General features: G+C 35.2%; 22 protein-coding genes. 1 reads left to right on the top strand and 21 read right to left on the bottom strand.

The features are described from left to right. Window positions 1-81 precede the first annotated feature (81 nt). The 6 genes from THESIDRAFT1_RS08725 to THESIDRAFT1_RS08700 are packed head-to-tail and all read right to left on the bottom strand — an operon-like array spanning window position 82 to window position 4,021. Complete coding sequence (locus THESIDRAFT1_RS08725; protein ID WP_003870984.1) at window positions 82-786, bottom strand: PHP domain-containing protein; 705 nt, start codon at window positions 784-786, stop codon at window positions 82-84. Next, window positions 783-1,118 carry a DRTGG domain-containing protein gene (locus tag THESIDRAFT1_RS08720; RefSeq protein WP_003870985.1) on the bottom strand — a complete coding sequence of 112 codons (336 nt, stop codon included), beginning with the start codon at window positions 1,116-1,118 and terminating at the stop codon, window positions 783-785. The genes THESIDRAFT1_RS08725 and THESIDRAFT1_RS08720 overlap by 4 nt, the downstream gene beginning before the upstream one ends. Window positions 1,119-1,124: 6 nt before the next feature. Further along, on the bottom strand, window positions 1,125-2,432 hold the full coding sequence (locus THESIDRAFT1_RS08715; RefSeq protein ID WP_006570151.1) for a [Fe-Fe] hydrogenase large subunit C-terminal domain-containing protein: 1,308 nt from the start codon (window positions 2,430-2,432) through the stop codon (window positions 1,125-1,127). An 8-nt stretch (window positions 2,433-2,440) separates the two neighbouring features. Next, window positions 2,441-2,890: an ATP-binding protein gene (locus THESIDRAFT1_RS08710; protein ID WP_003871509.1), complete on the bottom strand. Its 450-nt coding sequence runs from the start codon at window positions 2,888-2,890 to the stop codon at window positions 2,441-2,443. Beyond that, entirely contained in the window at window positions 2,862-3,215 is a 354-nt protein-coding gene (locus tag THESIDRAFT1_RS08705; RefSeq protein ID WP_003871508.1) for a DRTGG domain-containing protein, read from the bottom strand. The genes THESIDRAFT1_RS08710 and THESIDRAFT1_RS08705 overlap by 29 nt, the downstream gene beginning before the upstream one ends. Before the next feature lie 14 nt (window positions 3,216-3,229). Then, entirely contained in the window at window positions 3,230-4,021 is a 792-nt protein-coding gene (locus tag THESIDRAFT1_RS08700; protein ID WP_003871507.1) for a hypothetical protein, read from the bottom strand. Window positions 4,022-4,157: 136 nt separating this feature from the next. On the opposite strand from THESIDRAFT1_RS08700, the gene THESIDRAFT1_RS08695 reads away from it, so the two are divergent. Beyond that, complete coding sequence (locus THESIDRAFT1_RS08695; protein WP_003871506.1) at window positions 4,158-4,730, top strand: lytic transglycosylase domain-containing protein; 573 nt, start codon at window positions 4,158-4,160, stop codon at window positions 4,728-4,730. Between the two features lie 59 nt (window positions 4,731-4,789). Here the strand turns inward: THESIDRAFT1_RS08695 and ltrA are convergent, their stop codons facing one another. The 15 genes from ltrA to THESIDRAFT1_RS08625 form a co-directional block, all read right to left on the bottom strand. After that, complete coding sequence (gene ltrA, locus THESIDRAFT1_RS08690; RefSeq protein WP_006570150.1) at window positions 4,790-6,202, bottom strand: group II intron reverse transcriptase/maturase; 1,413 nt, start codon at window positions 6,200-6,202, stop codon at window positions 4,790-4,792. 441 nt (window positions 6,203-6,643) lie between these two features. Beyond that, window positions 6,644-7,207, bottom strand: coding sequence for a pyridoxal 5'-phosphate synthase glutaminase subunit PdxT (gene pdxT, locus THESIDRAFT1_RS08685; RefSeq protein ID WP_180367019.1), 564 nt, complete (start codon window positions 7,205-7,207; stop codon window positions 6,644-6,646). A gap of 1 nt (window position 7,208) precedes the next feature. Further along, complete coding sequence (gene pdxS / locus THESIDRAFT1_RS08680) at window positions 7,209-8,087, bottom strand: pyridoxal 5'-phosphate synthase lyase subunit PdxS (RefSeq protein WP_004397232.1); 879 nt, start codon at window positions 8,085-8,087, stop codon at window positions 7,209-7,211. A 418-nt stretch (window positions 8,088-8,505) separates the two neighbouring features. Continuing rightward, window positions 8,506-10,134 (bottom strand): MBL fold metallo-hydrolase RNA specificity domain-containing protein, encoded by a 1,629-nt coding sequence (locus tag THESIDRAFT1_RS08675; RefSeq protein ID WP_039929300.1) that lies wholly within the window; start codon window positions 10,132-10,134, stop codon window positions 8,506-8,508. A 19-nt stretch (window positions 10,135-10,153) separates the two neighbouring features. Then, window positions 10,154-10,336 carry a hypothetical protein gene (locus tag THESIDRAFT1_RS08670; protein WP_006570148.1) on the bottom strand — a complete coding sequence of 61 codons (183 nt, stop codon included), beginning with the start codon at window positions 10,334-10,336 and terminating at the stop codon, window positions 10,154-10,156. Next, complete coding sequence (gene mntA / locus THESIDRAFT1_RS08665; RefSeq protein WP_003871029.1) at window positions 10,329-10,769, bottom strand: type VII toxin-antitoxin system MntA family adenylyltransferase antitoxin; 441 nt, start codon at window positions 10,767-10,769, stop codon at window positions 10,329-10,331. Before mntA ends, THESIDRAFT1_RS08670 begins: the two co-directional genes overlap by 8 nt. Before the next feature lie 41 nt (window positions 10,770-10,810). Further along, window positions 10,811-12,055 carry a TIGR02679 family protein gene (locus tag THESIDRAFT1_RS08660; protein WP_157632017.1) on the bottom strand — a complete coding sequence of 415 codons (1,245 nt, stop codon included), beginning with the start codon at window positions 12,053-12,055 and terminating at the stop codon, window positions 10,811-10,813. Window positions 12,056-12,097: 42 nt separating this feature from the next. Continuing rightward, window positions 12,098-16,264 (bottom strand): TIGR02680 family protein, encoded by a 4,167-nt coding sequence (locus THESIDRAFT1_RS08655; RefSeq protein WP_006570146.1) that lies wholly within the window; start codon window positions 16,262-16,264, stop codon window positions 12,098-12,100. Further along, window positions 16,257-17,408 carry a TIGR02678 family protein gene (locus tag THESIDRAFT1_RS08650; RefSeq protein WP_006570145.1) on the bottom strand — a complete coding sequence of 384 codons (1,152 nt, stop codon included), beginning with the start codon at window positions 17,406-17,408 and terminating at the stop codon, window positions 16,257-16,259. Before THESIDRAFT1_RS08650 ends, THESIDRAFT1_RS08655 begins: the two co-directional genes overlap by 8 nt. Before the next feature lie 10 nt (window positions 17,409-17,418). Next, on the bottom strand, window positions 17,419-18,906 hold the full coding sequence (locus THESIDRAFT1_RS08645; protein WP_006570144.1) for a TIGR02677 family protein: 1,488 nt from the start codon (window positions 18,904-18,906) through the stop codon (window positions 17,419-17,421). 127 nt (window positions 18,907-19,033) lie between these two features. After that, window positions 19,034-19,162 carry a hypothetical protein gene (locus THESIDRAFT1_RS14620; RefSeq protein WP_279624996.1) on the bottom strand — a complete coding sequence of 43 codons (129 nt, stop codon included), beginning with the start codon at window positions 19,160-19,162 and terminating at the stop codon, window positions 19,034-19,036. Between the two features lie 80 nt (window positions 19,163-19,242). Continuing rightward, the gene (locus tag THESIDRAFT1_RS08640; RefSeq protein ID WP_006570143.1) at window positions 19,243-19,593 is read right to left on the bottom strand and encodes a phenylpyruvate tautomerase MIF-related protein; all 351 of its coding nucleotides are present in this window, start codon (window positions 19,591-19,593) and stop codon (window positions 19,243-19,245) included. Between the two features lie 29 nt (window positions 19,594-19,622). Next, window positions 19,623-19,844: a type II toxin-antitoxin system HicA family toxin gene (locus THESIDRAFT1_RS08635; RefSeq protein ID WP_006570142.1), complete on the bottom strand. Its 222-nt coding sequence runs from the start codon at window positions 19,842-19,844 to the stop codon at window positions 19,623-19,625. Continuing rightward, the gene (locus tag THESIDRAFT1_RS08630; protein WP_006570141.1) at window positions 19,844-20,050 is read right to left on the bottom strand and encodes a type II toxin-antitoxin system HicB family antitoxin; all 207 of its coding nucleotides are present in this window, start codon (window positions 20,048-20,050) and stop codon (window positions 19,844-19,846) included. Before THESIDRAFT1_RS08630 ends, THESIDRAFT1_RS08635 begins: the two co-directional genes overlap by 1 nt. Window positions 20,051-20,113: 63 nt before the next feature. Continuing rightward, window positions 20,114-20,491 carry a nucleotidyltransferase family protein gene (locus tag THESIDRAFT1_RS08625; protein ID WP_006570140.1) on the bottom strand — a complete coding sequence of 126 codons (378 nt, stop codon included), beginning with the start codon at window positions 20,489-20,491 and terminating at the stop codon, window positions 20,114-20,116. Window positions 20,492-20,532: the final 41 nt, after the last annotated feature.

Raw genomic sequence — 20,532 nt, 5'->3', positions numbered from 1 at the left:
TATTAAATTTTTAACAAGTTTTTATAAAAAAATTTTTATTTTCTGATAATCCCAACTAATTTAGTAGGATTACAAAAAATATTAGCCATAAAGCCAATCTACAATGCTTTTTAATCCAAACTCGCATGGTAGGAATTCTTCTCTTTCAGAAATATCTCCTAAATAATGAGCATCCGAAGACCTTATAATTTTATATTTTCCATATTCAGGATATGAGTGTAAAAAATTTTCTGTCACAATACCTTTTGATATCTCAATTGTTGTTAAATTTTTAATATTAGGAATAAATCCAAGATTTGATACAATGCTATAGGAAGGCCGATCTACATGGGCAGGGACTGCTACCCCCTTGCCCTCCATGTATTCAAAAATTTCATTAATGCTCAAATTTGACGAAATTAACAATGAGTAATCTATTTCTTCTATAACATTATCTTCTTCATCCATTACAAATTGATTCCCAAAGATTGTTTTTTCATTTTTAATTTTTATCAAATTTTCGTTAATAATTTCACTAAATTTTGCGCATTCATCTACTGAATAAAAATAACAAAGTATGTGAACCTCTTCTCTTGTCTGTACCTCTATACCAGGCACTACTATCAAGCCTTTTTTTAATCCAAGATTATACACAGCTTTCACATTTTTTGCGCTGTTGTGGTCTGTTATAGCTATTACATCAAGTCCTTTTATAGAAGCCATATTGACAATATTGTTAGGAGTCATATCATCAGAAGCGCAAGGGGATAAAGCCGTATGAATGTGCAAATCATAATAAAGCATCATTTCATCATCTCGTACAAAGTTATTGCCGCTTCATAAGAAGTCCCTGTAAAACTTAATATAGGGATGCCTTCTTCATCAGCCTTTTTCTTAGCTTCTTCATCTAATTTCGCATCTTCAGGAATTATTATACAACTTATTTCGGCCAACAAAGCTACTGCTACGATATTTACATGAGTTTGAATTGTTATCCAGGCGCTCTTTGCTTTTGCATGGGCCATAACCCAACTTAAAAGGTCGCATATATACACCCCCTCAATTTCTTTGTCAATTCCGTTGCCCCCTGCAACTAATTTAAATCCTCTGTTGACAAGATCAGCTACTTTTATCCTCATAACATTTCACTCCTTTCCCTCACTTAAAACTGGAGGAATTTTACCTGCAAGTTCATTTAATTCTTGAGACAAATTTTTTATTTTGTCTTTTAATATAAAAATGCAATCATATTCCGTAGCATAACCTTTCACTATATCTTCTGCCAATGCCCTACAAGTAGGTGAACCACAAGAACCACAGTCAAGTCCTGGTAAGGCTTTGTATTGTGTGTCTATTTGTTTCATCATTTCGAGCGCCTTAGAAATGTCTTTGTCCAACTTCATAACTTCACTTTTTTCTATTTTCTTTTTCCATTTCACCTCTTCAAAATCAATATCTTTCTCATCAAACATAGGCTCTTCTCTTTTGGGAAGTTTTTCCGTCAGTTTTCTTATTCTGTTTTTGGCCACAAAATTATTTTCAACAGTCAAAGGTCCACCAATACACCCACCGATACATGCAAGCCCTTCAAAAAAGTCTAAATCGTTCAATTTTCCTAATTCAATCTCTTCTAGAATATCTACAACATTGTGTATCCCGTCTACATAAATACTATTTTCTGTAAAAGTACCAAATGCTTCTCCACCAGAGTTTGCCCATCCAACACCTATCATAGAAGCTTTGCTTAAATCTCTGACAACAGTAGTCTTAGCTTTTTCAATGATTAGGCCATATATTTCTTTCATAGAAAAAACCCCATCAATTTTGGATTTTTCTATACCAATAGGATTTTTCCCACTTGTCACTTTTGCAGCACAAGGGGAAATGAAAAAAACTCCTATTTCCTCTTCATTTAGTCCCGTCTTTTTAATTGCCTCCTTTTTCGCTAATATTGCCGCAGTATCCATAGGAGAACATATATCCAATAAATTATCAATCAAAGAAGGAAATTTGATTTGTACAAGTCGCACAACAGCAGGACAAGCAGAAGATATAACTGGCTTTTTTAAATTCCCTTTTGCCAATGCTTCCCGCGTAAACTTAGAAACAATTTCAGCAGCATATGCTACTTCAAAAACCTCATCAAATCCTATATCCAGTAAAGCACTCAATATTTGATTAATAGTTAAATCCCTAAATTGTCCATATAAAGAAGGAGCAGGAAGTGCAATCTTGTACTTAAAATTTTTCATCATATCCAAACTATCAGTTACCGCCAATTTAGCATGATATGGGCACACACGTATACATTCACCACAATCTATGCACCTTTCATTTATAATCCTTGCTTTCCCATCTCTTACCCTTATTGCCTCTGTAGGACATCTTTTTATGCAATTAGTACACCCTCTACATCTATCCTTATCTAATGTCACAGAGTGAAAATATGACATTTTATCACCTACTTAAATAAAATTTCCATCACCACAGTTGTTCCCTCTTTACTGCTTTTTATCTCCATGAAATCCGAATTTTCCTTCATATTAGGAAGCCCCATGCCGGCTCCAAATCCCATTTCCCTTATCTCTTCAGGAGCAGTAGAATATCCTTCTTTCATGGCAAGTTCAATGTCTTCTATTCCAGGACCTGTGTCTTCTGCAGTTATGCGTATTTTATCGCCAAAAATTTCTATTTTCATGTGACCTCCATAAGAATGAATTATTATATTCATCTCTGCTTCATAACAAGCTATGCAACTTCTCCTTACAACATCTGGATTTAAGGAAAGCTGTTTTAACACTGCTCTCAAATTGCTGGAAACCTCTCCTGCAGAATCAAAATCTCTCGCTTTAACATCAAAATCTAAACTATAAAGTACCATTTCATTCACCACTTCTACAAGTAAGGCCATTAGAATACAAAAGGCCACAGGCAATATAAAGAGGATGTCTTGTTTTCATTATCACAAGTCCTGCTTTTTTAGCAAGTTCCAATATGTCCTCTCCCGGAGTCTTACCTCTTACAAACACTATACATTTAATATCTCCCACTACTTCTGCAGTTCTTATAACCTGCACATTAGTAAGCCCTGTCAAAAGCACAGCCTTTTCGTCCTTTGAGGCCAAAACATCACTCATCAAGTCTGCTCCACAGGCAGTAAACACTTCTTCTTCTAATTTTTCTTCCCCTACCATAACTTCTGCATTTAAAATTTCTTTTACCTCTTTTAATTTCATACCTTAACACCTCATTATTGGTTCTGCGTAACAATTGTCTTTAAAAAGGTATTATATTCTTCGCAAGATTGCCATAAACTTTCTTGCAATAAACTAAAGGTATTCCCATCTTCTAAAGCAGCTGATATTTCAATTTTTTTAATATCATTTGTTACTTTATCGACAATTTTTATCGTCTTTTGTATTAGTATTGTCACTTCTTCTTTTCCAAAATCCTCCTTACTATTTTTAAAACTATCTACTTTTCTCTTTAATTGCTCTAATTCTTGTTTTTCTAATTTGTCATTAAAAGCCTTATAAGAAAGAGCCGACATATAATCAAAAATTTGTTGAAAATCTTGTAATTTGTTCATAAAAACATCCATTTCTGATGTTAATTTCTTGTCATATGCAATTTTTATAGAAGGCCCTCTTTTTACATATACTTCACTGGAAATGCCTTGAGACTTTAAGGAAGAAGAAAATAAAGCAGCTTGTTCTCTATCTAAAAATATTCCACCTATTAACAAATATTTGTCAGAATCTTTACTAACAAAGGAATAAACTCCCTTCATCTTCATTAAATCATCCTGATACTTTGCAGTATCAAAATCTGAATAGCTGCCTAAAACAACTTCAAACAAGTCAATTCCTTTAACAACCATCTCTTTAAGATTATCACTGTCATTTGTTTTTGAAATGTTAGGCTCTACAATATCTTTTGAAATGAAATAACCTGCTAAAAGAGAAACTAGAGGAATTATTAATACAACAATTAAAACTTCCAGCATTCTTTCGTTTTTCATCTCTTTATCAACCCTTACCATAAACCTTTACTTATATTATACTATACTCCTTTAAAAAATCCTTTAAAAATTTTAATAGGACTTTTTTACTAATTTGCACTTTTAAAAGAGGTTTTAGAAGAATTTTGTCGAATTATATATTATAGGAGGGATTGAATTGACAAATATTGTAAATCAAATAATTGAAAATAAATTTCGCGAAATTCAAAGCAGACTCCCTGCTAATATAAAAATATTTAACACTGATAAACCTTTTGCTGAAGTTTTAAACAATGCTATAGAAAATCAACAATACAATTCAGGAAATGTGAGTAATAATGCGCCATCAAAAAATACAAATTTACAACAAATTGAAGATTTAATACAACGGGCCAGTCAAAAATATAATGTAGATGCAAATCTCATCAGAGCGGTCATCAAAGCAGAGTCTAATTTTAATCCATTCGCAGTTTCTTCTGCAGGAGCGATGGGACTTATGCAGCTTATGCCTTCAACTGCAAAGGAATTAAATGTATCCAATCCTTTTGACCCTTCTCAAAATATAGATGGAGGAGTAAGATACCTAAAAAATTTGTTGGATACTTACCATGACATAAGATTAGCATTAGCTGCATATAATGCTGGTCCTCAATCAGTAGAAAAATATCAAGGTATTCCCCCTTACCAAGAAACTATAAATTATATAAACAAAATTTTAAATGACTTATATAATCGAGTAGGAGCTGAATAATTATTTTATTCAGCGTCCTCTCACACCACCGTACGTACCGTTCGGTATACGGCGGTTCATTAGGAATTGTGTACAATTAGATATCTTTGGGATAAACTCTTATAACCTATGCTTTCAAAGTATTTATTTGTAAGAGTCTTATTTAGGATTGGGCTATTGGATATTCTCCAGTAGCCTTTCCTTGTATTGGCGTATTCCCAGGCTTTTTGTTCTTCTACTCCTAGTTTTACTAAGTTATCATGCTTCGTTTTTATCTTCTTCCATTGTTTCCATATACATGCCCTTAGTCTTCGCCTTATCCATTCGTCAAGGGTTTTCATTATGCTTTTCGCGTCTGCTAATCCAAAATAGTTGGCCCATCCTGTTGTTATTTGATTTAGTCTTTTTATTCTGTTTTCCATGCTTATTCCCTTGTTCCGATTGGTTATTTCTCTTACTTTTTCCTTAAACCTTTTGATGGATTTTTCATGGATTCTTATTCTTACTTCGTTTTCTTTTGTATAGAATGAAAATCCAAGAAATTTTCTTCTCCATGGTCTATCTACAGCACTTTTTGCTTCGTTGACTTTTAGTTTTAATTTGCTTTCTATGAATTTCTTTATGCTCTTCATTACTCTGTTTCCTGCAGACCTGCTTTTTACATATATGTTGCAGTCATCTGCATATCGGCAGAATTTGTGCCCTCTCCTTTCAAGTTCTTTGTCTAGTTCGTCCAACATTATGTTTGCTAATAGGGGACTTAATGGCCCTCCTTGGGGTGTCCCTTCTTCTGTTGATATTTTGATTCCGTTTATCATTACTCCTGATTCTAGGTATCTTCGTATTAACTTTAGTACTCTTTTGTCCCCTATCCGCTTTTCTAGTTTGGACATTATTATGTCGTGGTTTACTCTGTCAAAGAACTTTTCTAAGTCCATATCTACAACCCATGTGTATCCTTCATTTATGTATGCTTCTGCGGCTTTTATTGCGTCTTTTGCACTGCGTCCTGGTCTGAATCCATAACTGCTATCAGAAAATGTATGGTTGTAGACTCTATTTAGTATTTGGGCTATTGCTTGTTGTATTAACCTATCTAGTGCTGTAGGTATTCCTAGTAGTCTTACTCCTCCATCTGGTTTGGGAATTTCTACTCTTCGCACTGGTTGTGGTTTGTATTTCCCCTCCAGCAGTTGTTGTTTTATGGTTGCCCAGTTTTCTTTGAGATACGGTAGAAGTTCATCTACTCCCATCCCATCGACTCCATGGCTTCCTTTATTTGCAACAACGCGCTTGTATGCTGCTTCCATGTTCCTTCGTTCTACTATCATTTCAAGCATCTTGCCGGTATATCTTTGTACCTCGTTTCTTCCATCTTCCGACGCCGATGATATACTATGCACTTCCGTTGTCTTTTGAAATTCCATTTCTCTATTCAACGGACAGCCTCTTTGTTGAGTTGTCTGCAGTCTTCGCATATCTTTCGAGTCCATAAGATTTCCAAAACCTCCTAACGTTCGGTCCTTCCTTATCTATTCATGTCTAGATAAGTACTATGACCTCTGCTGACTTCTCAAGGTTCAGCCATACATCACTGCATGGGTTGTCACTTCAGATTTTACTTCCATGACTTATCCTTGAGACCTCCCCGGGTAAGAACGATAACTTTCATCTCATATATCTGCCAGATTTACTGTATGGGATTCGGGTAGTGTTGGACTTCGTTTTGTTACGCAAACTCATCCATCCCAATTCAGCCTCTTATCTGGTTCTTGTTCATCAGACCGAGATTTTGCCTTAAGCTTCCTTCAGATTCCACCTCACGATGGACACCCTTGCTCTTGGCTAGTGGTTCCCACTACCAAGCCCACAGCGGACTTTCACCGCCTAGTTATCGCCCATGCCGGGCGCACGTAAAAAAGGGCTTTAACAAGTTAAAGCCCTAAAAAGTATTTGTAAAAGCTCAAATCATCTGTAAGTTCTGGATGAAATGCTGTAGCAAGTAAATTGTCCTGCTGTGCCGCAACAATTTTACCTTCATATTTTGCAAGTATCCTAACACCATCCCCTACACTCTCTATATACGGCGCTCTTATAAACACCGCTTCTATCTCATTTTCAGATACCGCTGGTATCATAAGCCGCGTCTTGAAACTGTCAATCTGACTTCCGTAAGCATTTCGTCTAACAGTAATATCCATTATTCCAAGGTGTATCCTCTCATCATTAACTATATGTTTAGCCATAAGTATCATGCCTGCACAAGTACCCCATATAGGAACTTTCCTCTCGTTTAACTTTAAAATGGCATCTTTAAGCCCAAAATCTACAAGTATTTTTCCTATTGCAGTGCTTTCGCCACCTGGAATAATGAGGGCATCGAGAGTTAAGATAGTGTCCCTGTCCTTTGCCTCTACCGCTTCAATTCCTTTTATAAGCTTTAATTTATCCATATGTTCCTTAACAGAGCCTTGAACTCCCAAAACTCCTACGCGCAAATTACCATCCCCTTGTTGCATATAAATCTTTTTCTTCCAGTTGCCTTATATCTATGCTGGCCATCGCTTCTCCTAGCCCTTCTGAAACTTCCGCAATTATTTCCGGCCTATCAAAATATGTTGTGGCTTTTACTATAGCAGCTGCCATTTTCTCAGGGTTTTGCGATTTAAATATTCCTGAACCCACAAAAATTCCATCTGCACCCAGTTGCATCATAAGTGCCGCGTCTGCCGGTGTGGCAATACCTCCCGCTGCGAAATTCACAACTGGAAGTCTTCCGTGTTGTGCAACATATTTTACAAGGTCATAGGGCGCCTGAAGTTCTTTTGCAGCAGCCATAAGTTCGTCTTCCCTTAAAGTTGTAAGCCTTTTTATTTCGGCATTTATCGTCCTCATATGCCTTACAGCCTCTACTACATTTCCAGTCCCTGCCTCTCCTTTTGTCCTTATCATTGAAGCTCCTTCTCCTATGCGCCTTAAAGCCTCTCCGAGGTTTCTCGCACCGCATACAAACGGCACTTTAAAATCCCATTTGTTTATATGGTACATCTCATCTGCAGGGGTTAAAACTTCGCTTTCATCAATAAAATCTATCCCGAGTGCCTCTAAAATCTGTGCTTCCACAAAATGCCCAATTCTAACTTTTGCCATAACAGGGATTGATACTGCTGCCTTTATCTCCTTTATTATTTTAGGATCTGACATTCTTGCAACTCCGCCTCTTGCCCTAATATCAGCTGGCACCCTTTCAAGTGCCATGACAGCGACAGCACCTGCTTTCTCAGCAATAATTGCCTGTTCTGGTGTTGTCACATCCATTATGACTCCACCCTTTAGCATTTGGGCTAAATTTTTATTTAGTTCATACCTTTCATTCATTGTTCTATTCCTCCTTACAATTGTATCGGTATTTGTATGTATCCTAATATCAATTGTATCTATTAAATAATAACAAGTCAATCGGAACATTATAGATACAAAAAAAGAATGCATAACGCATTCTTCAGTTTGTTGACAAAATTATCTTCTCTTAAGGAAGCATTTTGCATTGTTCGCTCCAGAGTTACAAAGCGACTAAATATAAGCTCGACCTCGGACTCCGGCAGGGTTCCTACGTCAGGTGGCGTCCATGCCTCAGGTGCCCGCCTCCGCCGTCCTTGGCTTCGGCCCTGCCTCCGTTCCTTGGTCTTGCTAAGTTTAGTTGCCGCTTTGTAACAAGTCGCTTCACCTATGCAAAATGCCTCCTCTATATGAAAAAAAGAGGTTTGTCTACAGTCTAAAGAATGCATAATGCATTCTAATCTAAAAGTTCTCTATACAATTTCATTAAACTTTCATTTATATTGTTTAACTCACTTACAATAGGACTTAAATCTTTTGTTATATCTTTACTGTTTATTAACTCTTGAAGTTTATTCAATGCTTTGTCACTTCTTAATTTCATTTCTTCGATCTTGTTAGTAAGTTCAACGCTCAGCTTAACTTTATCTTCAGCTTCTGCAGTAAAAAGTTTATCTTCTTCAAAATTATATGTATCATATCGCGAGGGTATCAAAGTCTCTATGCCAAGTTGATTTTCAATCTTATCTGCTAGTTCTTTTTGTGCTTCATCTTCCCCGTGTACAATGAATATTTTCCTTGGCTTATCCGTAAATTGAGAAAGCCAATCTAATATACCCTTTTGGTCTGCGTGTCCAGAGAAACTTTCTATATATTCTATTTCAGCTTTTACGCTAATATCCTCACCAAATATTTTGACATTTTTTTCTCCTTCCAAAAGTTTACGTCCTAAGGTCCCTTTTGCCTGATACCCCACAAACAAAACCGTGCATTCTGGCCTCCACAAATTGTGTTTTAAATGGTGTTTAATTCGCCCAGCTTCACACATCCCACTGGCTGATATGATTATGACAGGTGTTTTAATTTCATTTAGTGCTTTTGATTCTTCTACACTGTGGGTAAAGTGCAAATTAGGAAAGTCGAGGGGTAAATCTCCTCTTTTAATGTATTCTTGAGCTTCACTGTCCAAATATTCAGGATGTTTAGTAAAAACATCTGTTATAGAAGTTGCAAGTGGACTATCTACATAAACAGGTACGTTGTTTAAAAACTCTATTTCGTCTTTGTACAATTCTCTGTTTTTATGTAATTCATATAAAAGTTCTTGAGTCCTTCCGACAGCAAAAGAAGGTATTATGACATTTCCGCCTCTCTTTACGGTTTTTATGATAATCTCCATGAGTTTTTTTGCCCTATCTCCAATATCTTCATGAAGCCTATTGCCATATGTGGACTCACACAAAACATAATCCGCACTCTTAATCGGTGTAACTTCTTTTAAGAGAGGAATTTCTTTATTCCCCAAATCCCCTGAAAATACAATTTTAGTCTCCTTACCTTTTTCATTTACCCAAACTTCAATTATAGAAGAGCCAAGCATATGTCCTGCATCATTAAATCGAACTCTCACATCTTGCGCTGGTTCAATTATTTCTCCATAATCTACTCCATAGAAAATGCTTAAAGAATCTTTCGCATCATCAGCCGTATAAAGAGGTTCCCTCAAAGGCTTGCCTGCCCTTTTTCTTTTTCTATTTTTCCATTCACTTTCCATCTCTTGTATATGCCCACTGTCTGGGAGCATATACCTGCATAAATCCACGGTAGCTTTTGTAGCGTAAATCCTTTTTCTGTATCCCCTCTTGTACAAAAGAGGAATTCTTCCACTGTGATCTATATGGGCATGAGTCAAAAGCACAAAATCGATATCATTTACATCAAAAATAAATTCTTGATAGTTTAGCTCGTCTTCAACTTCTCCCCCTTGAAACATTCCGCAGTCAACAAGAAACTTAGTCTTTTCCGTCTCAACTAAATAGCATGAGCCTGTAACCTCTTTAGCAGCTCCCAAAAAACTTATTTTCACAATAACGTCTCCTTTCATATTAGGAATAATAATTTTCTTCGATCCATTTATTTTGAATTCCTCTTTCTATTCCCCAATATTTGAGCATATCCTCTTTTATATTTTCTTTATTTACTTCTTGCGATACTTTTTTTAACAATATTAAATTTTTTTGTAACTCTTTTATTTTAGAATTTATTGTTTCTATTATACTTTTAGTCACTATTATCACCTACAACACTTTTTACCCATTCTTTAATAACATCCATCTGCACTTTTCTAAAATATTCCATGTCCATATATTCTCTTAGAGTTTTAACCTCAAATTCCACCTTTACATCTTCATTTTCTTCAAAAATAAGTTTGCCGTGCTTTATTACTTGATGCCTTAACACTGGATTTGCAGAATTTAATACTACCAAATCTATATCATCTCGTTTAAATATTGAAACCAAATCGCCAATTAAAGCAAGTTTGTCCATAGGATCATATCCATTCCCTAAAAGTACCGCAATATCAAGGTCACTATTTTTTGTATTAGTGCCTTTACTATATGAGCCAAAAACATATATCAACTTTATGTCATATTTACCCTTTAAATATTGCAAATTTCTCTTAAATATTTCTTCCACTTCTTTTAAATCTCTCTGAACCACTACAGACACCTCTTTAAGAAGGCATACTTATTACCTTAATTTTACCACTCCCCCTTACCTTCTTCAATCAATTTTATATCATTTATAATATCATCTATTATAAGCTCCTGATACCCTGCTTTTTTTATTATTTTCATCTCCTTTGCCACATCAAAGAGTAAAGGTGATTCAATCTTATTTAGCTTACTAAGCCTCACATCATTTATGACTTCATTTGAAAGAGATTTTAAATAATCTTCTAGGCCGTACCTTAAAAAGTGAAACTTGTCTTTATACCTTCTGTACAATCTATCTGCTATCATAAGCCCCTCTGGGTCAAAATCTCCCGAGTAATATATCTCTGTCCCTTCTTTATAAAGCATGTCCAAGAGCAGGAGAGAAGAAAGTTTTGGCTGGCCATATGTGCATACAAGAGGAAATACTTTATTTGTAGCATCTATTAAAGATGTAAAAACTGAAGGATTCTCTACAACATACACTTTCTTAGAAGGGCTTATGACTCTCTCAATTTTACTCAAATTTAAAAGAGGAACTTGCAAGACTTGATTGCTTTCATAAGCAGCCTTAAATACTTGATTTTCCATATCGCCCTCATATGCCAAAAGTCCTGAGAGTGTGACATAATTGGATATTTCATCTATCAAAATACCAACGTTGTAATAAAGTTCTGATATTTCTTCACTTCCTTTTACTTCATTAAGCCCCATTAAAGTGCATAAAGCGTTTATAAACATACTTCCAGCTTCTGTATTTGAATCAAAATAGTGAGGATTACGTGCAATCTGGGAAGAAAACACCGGCAGTCTTTTCTTTTCCCCTTTATAAACAGGCAAATTGTTTATGGCATCGCATACGTACATTATATCTTTTTTTAATCCGTCCTTATCATTTAAATACCTCTGATTTACTGCCCTTACCCCTACAGCGGTTCCTTCATACAAACTTTTTAGCCAATCAATGCACTTACATTCCTGGTATTTAGAGAAGAGCTCTTTAAAGAACTCTTCTCTTTCTTTTGCCAATATTTCCATATCCTCTTTTTTGCTGGTGAGTTTTTCGCCAAAATAGTATTCCAGTATGTCTTTTAGCGTATACTCCTCAAATCGAGTATTTTTTAGCGACTCTTCAAACTTTGCCACATCAATGGATGCAGATTTTTTTGTCCTATAGTCTTTTTTAAAATGGTTTGTAAGTACTTCTTTTTCATCTTCCGTAAGATTATCAAGCTTTACAACGCCTCCAAGACGTCCTAAACTTCTGTACTTTTCCCGTATACCTTCAAAAATCCTCTTGTATCCCTTTTTTCTTTAAAATATTTAAGTTCTTCTTTATTCATTTATAGCACCCACTTCTGTAGCGGCAACCTCCTCTTTCTCAGGAAGTATAAGATGCTTTACCTTTCCATCCCACAAATACTTCATGACCAATACAGCCTTTGCATTTTTTGGCCTTACAAGTTCATAAATTGAAAGCTTGGGAACAGTGTCATAATCTCCCCACAAAACCTGCGAATTCATTATATAATTAAACCTTAAATCCTCAATCAGTTTAAACATATCCCTTATGTTTGTGTCATCAACTCCTGCAAATGCTTCATCCAGAGATATTATGCGAGGTGCAGCCGGCGATGCTCCCTCATATCTTGAGTAAACCGCGGAAAATAAAGGTATATACATGGCCATCGCTTTTTCTCCGCCGCTTAGCTTATTAAAGGCATTATCAGTAAGCTCCTTGCGGCTTTCCCCTTCTTTTCTGTAGTAAAGCTTAAACTCAAACCAATCCCTGTAATCTAATATTTCTTTCATAATCTTGTGAAAAGTTTCTGTATTGTTTTTTTCCTCCATTGCCCTCCTGGCTCTTTCTACTTTTGACCTAAAATGATTTACAACTTTATCAAAGACTTCCTTTTTCAGCATATCAGCATCGGATTTTAAAATATCCACAAGCTCTTTTGTGTCAAGTTCTTCTTCATTAGAAGCAGGAATGCTTCTCCACTCAATAGAGAACTTAAGTCCGCTGGAAGTATCCCTTTCAGACATGAGTTTATTCATTTTCTTTACCCATTCTTCTGCTTTAAAAATCTTTGCTCTTATCTTAATTCCCACATTGTGCATTATAATCTCTTCAAAAAGAATCTTATCAGTCTCTCTTAAAAGGCTTTCATTCGCCATTATATCTTCTTCAATATTAGAATAAAGCGTATATAAAGACACAATTTTACCATTTATATTTGCTGTAATATTGAGCCTTCTCTGCTTATTCTTTGCCTCTTTTATTCTTTCATTGTCTCCCTCATAAGCTTCGTCAAAGATATTGCCAATTGAAAGCCCATATTCCAAAAGTTCGTTGCGAGTTTCAAAATACACATTTTGAAGTCTCTCTGTAAACTTTTCTCTGTCAAAGCCCGCTTTGTCAAAAAAGCCTTTGTATTCAGAAAGAATGCTTTTGCTTAATTTTAACATATCCTCCATTTCAACGTCTTGCTTGACAAAGCCAAGTGCTAATTCCTTTTTTAAACCCTCTTCAACAATATTGTAAATTTTCTCTTTAAGATTAATCTCTTCTTCAATGTTTAAAAGGTCTTTTAAGCTTCTCTGTAGCCTCTCCTCAAGTTTTGCTTTTTCGGCTGATTTATTTGTAATCTCTTTAGGTATTTCCTCCAGCCTTTTTAGGCAAATCTCCAGTTCTTTTTCAATTTCTTCAAGTCCAAGTTCTTTTAATGTCTCTTTTAGCATCTCAATTTTCTTAACAGAACTCTGTATTTTGTTTTCCAGTACGTCTATTTCGTACTTTAAGTTATCAATATCGTATTCTAAATCTTGTTTTTGCTGCAATAACATTTCTTCGTTTGAAATGTGCAAAACATATTTGTTGTATAGTATTTCTACTTCATTAAGCCCTGAAGCGTATTCTTCCGCATATTCATACGCAGAAGAATAGGTATCAATATCTGGATGTATGTTTATGCCAGATGTCAATTCTCTTACAACAGCTTTCTTTTTCTGAAGGTCCTCAAAACAGTTTTTAACTGTGAAAAGCTGTCCATCGAGTTTATGAGAGGTGTATTCATAATCAGCCTTTGCCGTTTTTAAATATCTATATGCTTCTTCAATGTCTTCTTTCCCGGGAAATGCCGAATATTCGTAATCCAGCCTCTGTATCCTTAATTTTTTTGCATTTATTTCCTCATCGATTGCAGATATTTCAGCTTTTATAGCCTGTATTTCTTCTTGTATAGATTTAATAAGCTCTTCTCTGTAGCGCTTTCTAGACTCACTCCCGATGTACTTTGATTTAACTTTATCCCGTGCTTTCCCTTTTATTACTCCTATTCCATATGCGCCCTTTGAATCGATATAGGTTGTCCCGCCTTCTTCTGATACAAATATATTGCTTAAAGCATCTGAAATATCTTCTGGTGAAACCCCTTCTTCATTGTCAACTACTTTAAAATATTGAGATACATTTAACATCATATTAAAGCTTCCAGGCATAACATATTTATCCGCCATATTGCTGTCCATTTGAAGAGCTTTTTCAAAATATTCTTTTGGCACGATAAGAGCATCCAAAAGCCCCATGTCTTCTATCGCAGCTTCTATATTGCCTCTTGTCTCTTCATCCACATCCTCTTTAAAATCAATCGCCATGTAAAGAGGAATGTAAGGAATTCCAGCTTCTTTAAGCCTTTTTCTGTTGTTTATGACTTGTTCATCTCTTTCGGGCTCAGGATCTTTTTTGTTTTTCCATTCCTCCAATAACTTTTCTTTCTCATGAAGTTGATTTTCTTTTGCCTCTCTTTGATTTTCTAATCTTAAAATTTCTTGCTGAATTCCATTTAGTATTTCCTCATAGGGTTTTCTCACAAAAGCCAAAATATCGTCAAATCCTTTATCCTCTCCATACGCCAGTATGACACGGCTTAAGCCTTCCAATTGGCTACTTAAAAGCTTAAGCTCTGCATTGCCCTGTGACCAACTATAAACTCTTTCAACATATTCTCTTTTTTGTTCGTCAAAAAGCCTTTCTGCCTCATTAAGCTTTTTAGCCCTGTCTTCTCTTTCTTTTTTAAGCCTTTCCTGCTCTTTAAGTGCGGCATCATACCTTTTATTTGCTTCTATTTCTTCTCTCAATGCACTCATTGCACGCTTTATTTTATCTTTATGCTTTTTTAATTCATTTTTCCAATAAGTAAAATCAAATTCTTTTCCATACACTTTTTTAAGTTCACTTACAGAAAACTCATGTTCCATGAAATCTATATCCTGTGCAATTGAAGATATATCCTCTAATTTATCCTGTAGTTCTTTATCCAGTTTGTATTTTTGTTCCTCAGTGTTTTTTATCTTTCTTTCTAAACCATAATATTTATCTTGTTTATTCCGGAGTTCTTCTTCTTTTTTAGACTTATCCTCCAAATACTGCTTATATCGATCCTCTTCTTCTAATAACTCCTTTTGGGTTCTTTTAGCATCACCACTTGAAAGCTGTTCTTCCTTTTTCTTTAAGGCTTCTCTTTCACTTTCAAGAGAAATGATGTCATTTCCTAAGTTTGCTATTGTACTTCTGTAATTTTCAATATCTTTAGTTAAATTATCGTATTCTTTTTTTGATGCGTATAAATCGCTGTATGCCTTTACTAAATCCCCAGCCTTTTCATAAAGAATGTATCTGTTATAGTTGTCGTACTCATTTTTAAGCTTTTTTACTGCAGCCATATTCCTGTAAAGAACATCAAGGTGCATCTTAATCTGGTCCATGTTTTCTATGGTTTCTGAAAGAGGCCTCAAATCATCATCTGTGAGTGAAGGCAGTGAAGCCTTCATAATTTCATATATCACAGTAGGCCTGAAGTCTTTGGAAAGCTTTGGACTTCTAAGCTGTATCAGCAGTTTTATGAGCTCGTCGTATTCCTCGATAGAACTAAAGCCAAAAATGTATTTATTGACCATTTCCATATACTCTTTTTGGCTTTCAACTACTTCTCCGCCTTCACCTATTCTATTCTTAAGTTCTTTTTTGGTAAGTGGGACTTTTACTCTTTTGCCGTCATCGCCTATTTCCATTTTGTATAAAAAGAAGTCGATACCTATACGCCTGCCGTCAAGTATTACAAAGCCCCAAAAGTCCATATTTTGATGCCTTTTCGCCTTTAGTCCCATGCCTATTGTAATGTAGCTGTCTTTTTTCTCTTTTTTAAATTCCATGAAAAGATAGCCAGTTCTTTCATCAAGCCCACTTACCTCTTCTTCCCCAAGAAGATAGTCCTCAAGCTTTCTCGCCTTTGAGCCAAAGGGATCAAGTCTTTCAGGACTTTTGTTGCCATCTAATACTAAAGGTATGAAACTCTGCATTGTCACTGACTTTCCAGAACCATTAGCACCTCTTAAAAGAAGCCTTCCATCTGCAAACTCAAATATTTCATCATCATAATACCAAAAATTAAGAAGCCCAATCCTGTTAATCATCCATCTTTCAGCTAATTTTTCACTCATCTGCACCTTCTCCTTTTTCAAAATCTGGAGGATATTCCCCAATTAACTTTGCCGCCATAGGCAATATTTTAATAGAATGCAATTCCTCAACTCTTTTTATCATCTTAAAGCTTTCCATGTTTTCAATGACCTCTTCTATAAGCTGCTTTTCACTCATTTCCCTGTAAGACTTATACCAACCATCACTAAATCTTTCCTTTACTTTCAAAATAATATTTATAAATTCTGCTTCAGTTATATCTATAGTATCATCAGGATTATAGGCGAGTTTTCCATCTTCAATCATTTGTCTTATAATTTTATTTACCTGCAGCATTATATCAGATATGTTTTTGTTTTTGTCGGGAAAATAGGACTTTAAATATTTGTTGTCATTAAAGAGAACAAAAGCAGAAGTTTTGTGGAGGTGAAGTTTTGCATCAAGATACTCCTCTAAATCTTTCGCTATAGTATTTCTGTAATTTTTTATATACATGAAGTCTTGGTCATCAGGTCCTTCACTATACACAGAAGGTGAAAGAATAAGTTTTCGGTACACCCTGTGTCTTCTCTGTATAACCGCATCTTTGGGGTTTGAAAGATTTAAATCCTCCTGCAAAAAATCCTCAATCTTCACGTCTTCTGTAATTTCTCTGTTAAAAGACCTCAAAAAATACCTTGAAATGCCTGTGTTTTCGTAAAGAACTTCAGTATCTTCACTTTCTGAAAACCTCTCGTGGTCACCATCATCTATTTTAATTATGCCAATATCTACAGCAAAATTGAGCACCCGCACAAGTGACTTTCTGTGCTGAAAAAGCGTCCAATCTACTTTATCAGGTCCATCATACTGCGCCTCTATGTATTCCGTTATATTAGACAGCACAAACTGGTCTTCTGGTCCTTTATCCTCCAAAAAAGCTAAAAGCAAACACAAAAATGCATAATCCATAGGCATTTGAAATGCATCTATCCCCATCCACTCTTCAACATCTGACGGCACTTTTTCTAACTTAATAATATATGGGTTTATAATCAATCTATATCCTAACTTCTCTTCAACAAAAGGTTTTATTTTATTCTCAGCATCTCTTATTTTGTTGAAATTTTCTCTATCCTCTCTCAGTATCCAAAAATTTTCAAGAAGCATCTGAAGTTCTTCCATTTTTTCACCTTCAATCAACAAACTCAATTACAATATCAGGCATATCAAGATTACCATCCGTGCATTTCAAAACCGCTCTTTCGCCATTCTTTGGCATGTGAAGTCTGTATGTTCTGCCATCTTCTGTTTTTCCTGTAAAGCCATTTCTTGCTATCGCTTTTCCTATCCATTTAAGTATCGTTGCCCTCACAAAAGGTTTTACAACAGGTAAATCCTTTATCCTTATTCTATTGCCAACAATGCAACTTGCTATTATTTCATCTTCTATATTTTTCTGATTGAGATAGTCCATCAGCATCTCCGTCTTGTCAGCACTTTTATCAATAATCGCATTTGTCTTAACATAATTACTGTAGCTCCTTGTTTTTGGCTTTATAATCACTTTAAAGGGCGGTTCTTCCCATACACTCTGGTTTACACTTTCTGTCTTTCTTTCAAAATCACCCTTTATGTGCCTTGTGTAAAAGCAACCGAAAACCGCCGCAGACAAAAGGTGTGCTTCTTTTATACTACCTGCTTTTGCAAACATTTTAGAAAGAGCAATATATTCATTCTTTCTGCTGGCAGCTTTCATCCTGTTTTCTGCTATTCTCGCCGCATACATTGTTATTTTTCTGATTATTTCATTTGATATATTAAGAAGCCTTACTGCCTCGCTGTCTTCAAAATTATGACCTGTAAACCAAAAAGATATGTTATTCCACTTATCCATCAAATCTTCTTTTACTTCCTCTTCATTTAAAACCCTGTCAATTCTTGGGATACTCATTTCATATTGGCATAACTTATCTACAACGGAATTGACAACCTCCGGACTCACCTTTTTCAAAAAGCTCTCTATGGCAACAGAAAATCTCTGAAGGTCTTTTATAAAATCTCTTAAATATTCTATAAGTTTGTCTTTGTAAATTATAAACTGCTCTGACTTCATAAGTTCATCAGCGTTAGAGCTTTGAAGACTTGCAATGTAATCTGTCGCATTGTGATATATATTTTCAAAGTCGGTATTGAGGTCTTCCCACCATCTGTTTATTTCCTGTAAATCCTCTTTTTTCGCCATTTCATTTATCTTTATTAAATTGCGGTAAATCCTTTCAAATAAAGACGGCTGTAGTGACCCACCATAACCGACGATGCTTTCCAGCCTTATGGTCATTCTCTCTATCTCAATAGAATATGGACTCAGCTGATACCTGAATTTTTTGTTTTTAAATTCGTCAATCGTAGAAGCTTTACTGGTATCTTGTGTCGCAATAAGGTTTTTCCATTCAGTAAGTGCTTTTAAGTCCTGCTCACATTTTTCCATTGTATAGTCAGCAAACATATCAAATTGACTTACATATTCATATACATCCTCTTTGTACAGCCAATATTTAAATTTCTGGTACTGCTCATAAAAATACCTCATGATAAGGCGATATCGCGAAGCATTTTCCGCAGACAAATACTTTACCTCTTCAATCGGTTTTATCACATTCAAATCAAGTTTATCTTCCATAACACTTCACCTTGCATTTATATTTCATATATATTGTAAACTTAATACTCCCTCATTTCAATTTATTTTTTGACCTTTTGAAACAAAAATCCTTATCACTTCCCAAATTTATGGAAATAATAAGGATTCAAAAAATCTTCGCATCATTTTCACTTTTAAGCATTCCATTTCTGTCTGGGATTCTTCTTCGTGCTTCGCACTCCTCAGAAGACATAGGCAGAGATATCATCCTAAACACTTTTTCTTTTGTCATCATTAGACTCTCTACTTTTTCATCCTGAGGCGCAGCCGAAGGATCTCAGGCCCCTTAGCATTGACCATAATATTAATACCCTCTTAAAAAGTACCTCCATTATAACCCCAATTTTGTCCTTCTACCTCTTGGATAACTATATAAATATTGTCTTTTCTATAACCCAAAACCTTATTTAAAATATCACAAATCCTTTTTGATATTTCTTCCTTTTGTCCCCTTTGAAGTTTGCCAACAAGCTTTATCTCTACAATGCCAACCTCTTCAAGAGGTTGTCCACGGAAAAATATATCCTCTTCTTCAGTAAATCTTACCATAAGCCAATTTTCACTTTTCCCTGCAAGTTCATACATCACATCGGCAAATTCTTTCTTTAAAATTTCTTTCTTTTCTGATGCAATCTTTCCTTTTGTAATTAAATTTACAATTGGCATAAATCTCACTCCTTTCCAATAATAAACCATCATAAATGTTTTTTAAATTCCTCTAATGATATTCCTGCCTGTTCGAGAATACTTTTTAACGTTCCTTTAGCTATCTCATAATGGAACGGTACAATAACTACTTTACCATCTGGGTTCTTAAGCTTTATATGACTACCTTTTTGAGAAATCTTCTCAAATCCAAATTCTTTTAGTGCTCTCAAAATTTTGTCTGGCGGCAGAACTGGATATTTCGATCCCATTATATTGCTACCTCCACTGTTGTTATAAATAGCGGTTTCTCTTCCAGGTCAAGCTCTCCATTTTCATAATACAGCTCTAATGCTTCTTTTAGATTATCTAATGCCTCCTCTATAGTTTTCCCCTGAGATGCAACACTGTTTTCAATACACTTTGCTACATACCAATTTTCTTCTTTTTGAATAACTACAGTAAACTTAACTTTCATACTATCACCCCACCAAAATTCTTATTTTAACACAATTAGTATTATTTACCTTACCCACATCCACTACCCTATTTCCCTCCCCTCTTTCTCTATTTCCTTTAACAAAGCCTCCGTAGCATCCCGTTGTGTAACTATACTCACTTTATAAGGCCTTGCAATATTCTCTATTTCAACAAACATTGTCCAGTAGCTAAACTTTTCATCATCCCAATCATCTACAAAAATATCAATATCCGAAAATTCCCAAAAATCAAATCCCCTTGCCAGTGATCCATACAAGACAACTTTACTCACATTATATTTTTCTTTCAAAAATTTAGCAATCTTATACGCTTTATCTAATGCATCCTTTTTTCGTATTTCTAGCATTTCTTTCTCTTTTTTACTCTTTAACCGCCAATTTTCACGTATTTTCTTTTTCTCTTCATCAGTGATACTCATCTTCCTCACCACACAAAATTCTTTACATATATTCTACCATT

This window comes from Thermoanaerobacter siderophilus SR4, from assembly GCF_000262445.1.
In the GTDB taxonomy this organism is placed as follows: domain Bacteria; phylum Bacillota; class Thermoanaerobacteria; order Thermoanaerobacterales; family Thermoanaerobacteraceae; genus Thermoanaerobacter; species Thermoanaerobacter ethanolicus.
The sequence above is the reverse complement of the archived record's forward strand: the minus strand, read 5'-3'. Positions and strand labels throughout refer to the sequence as shown.

Coding starts and splice junctions, on each gene's coding strand:
- THESIDRAFT1_RS08725 (WP_003870984.1), bottom strand. CDS start 786: ATGATGCTTTATTATGATTTGCACATTCATACGGCTTTATCCCCTTGC.
- THESIDRAFT1_RS08720 (WP_003870985.1), bottom strand. CDS start 1,118: ATGAGGATAAAAGTAGCTGATCTTGTCAACAGAGGATTTAAATTAGTT.
- THESIDRAFT1_RS08715 (WP_006570151.1), bottom strand. CDS start 2,432: ATGTCATATTTTCACTCTGTGACATTAGATAAGGATAGATGTAGAGGG.
- THESIDRAFT1_RS08710 (WP_003871509.1), bottom strand. CDS start 2,890: ATGGCCTTACTTGTAGAAGTGGTGAATGAAATGGTACTTTATAGTTTA.
- THESIDRAFT1_RS08705 (WP_003871508.1), bottom strand. CDS start 3,215: ATGAAATTAAAAGAGGTAAAAGAAATTTTAAATGCAGAAGTTATGGTA.
- THESIDRAFT1_RS08700 (WP_003871507.1), bottom strand. CDS start 4,021: ATGGTAAGGGTTGATAAAGAGATGAAAAACGAAAGAATGCTGGAAGTT.
- ltrA (WP_006570150.1), bottom strand. CDS start 6,202: ATGGACTCGAAAGATATGCGAAGACTGCAGACAACTCAACAAAGAGGC.
- pdxS (WP_004397232.1), bottom strand. CDS start 8,087: ATGAATGAAAGGTATGAACTAAATAAAAATTTAGCCCAAATGCTAAAG.
- THESIDRAFT1_RS08655 (WP_006570146.1), bottom strand. CDS start 16,264: ATGAGTGAAAAATTAGCTGAAAGATGGATGATTAACAGGATTGGGCTT.
- THESIDRAFT1_RS08650 (WP_006570145.1), bottom strand. CDS start 17,408: ATGGAAGAACTTCAGATGCTTCTTGAAAATTTTTGGATACTGAGAGAG.
- THESIDRAFT1_RS08645 (WP_006570144.1), bottom strand. CDS start 18,906: ATGGAAGATAAACTTGATTTGAATGTGATAAAACCGATTGAAGAGGTA.
- THESIDRAFT1_RS14620 (WP_279624996.1), bottom strand. CDS start 19,162: ATGATGACAAAAGAAAAAGTGTTTAGGATGATATCTCTGCCTATGTCT.
- THESIDRAFT1_RS08640 (WP_006570143.1), bottom strand. CDS start 19,593: ATGCCAATTGTAAATTTAATTACAAAAGGAAAGATTGCATCAGAAAAG.
- THESIDRAFT1_RS08635 (WP_006570142.1), bottom strand. CDS start 19,844: ATGGGATCGAAATATCCAGTTCTGCCGCCAGACAAAATTTTGAGAGCA.
- THESIDRAFT1_RS08630 (WP_006570141.1), bottom strand. CDS start 20,050: ATGAAAGTTAAGTTTACTGTAGTTATTCAAAAAGAAGAAAATTGGTAT.
- THESIDRAFT1_RS08625 (WP_006570140.1), bottom strand. CDS start 20,491: ATGAGTATCACTGATGAAGAGAAAAAGAAAATACGTGAAAATTGGCGG.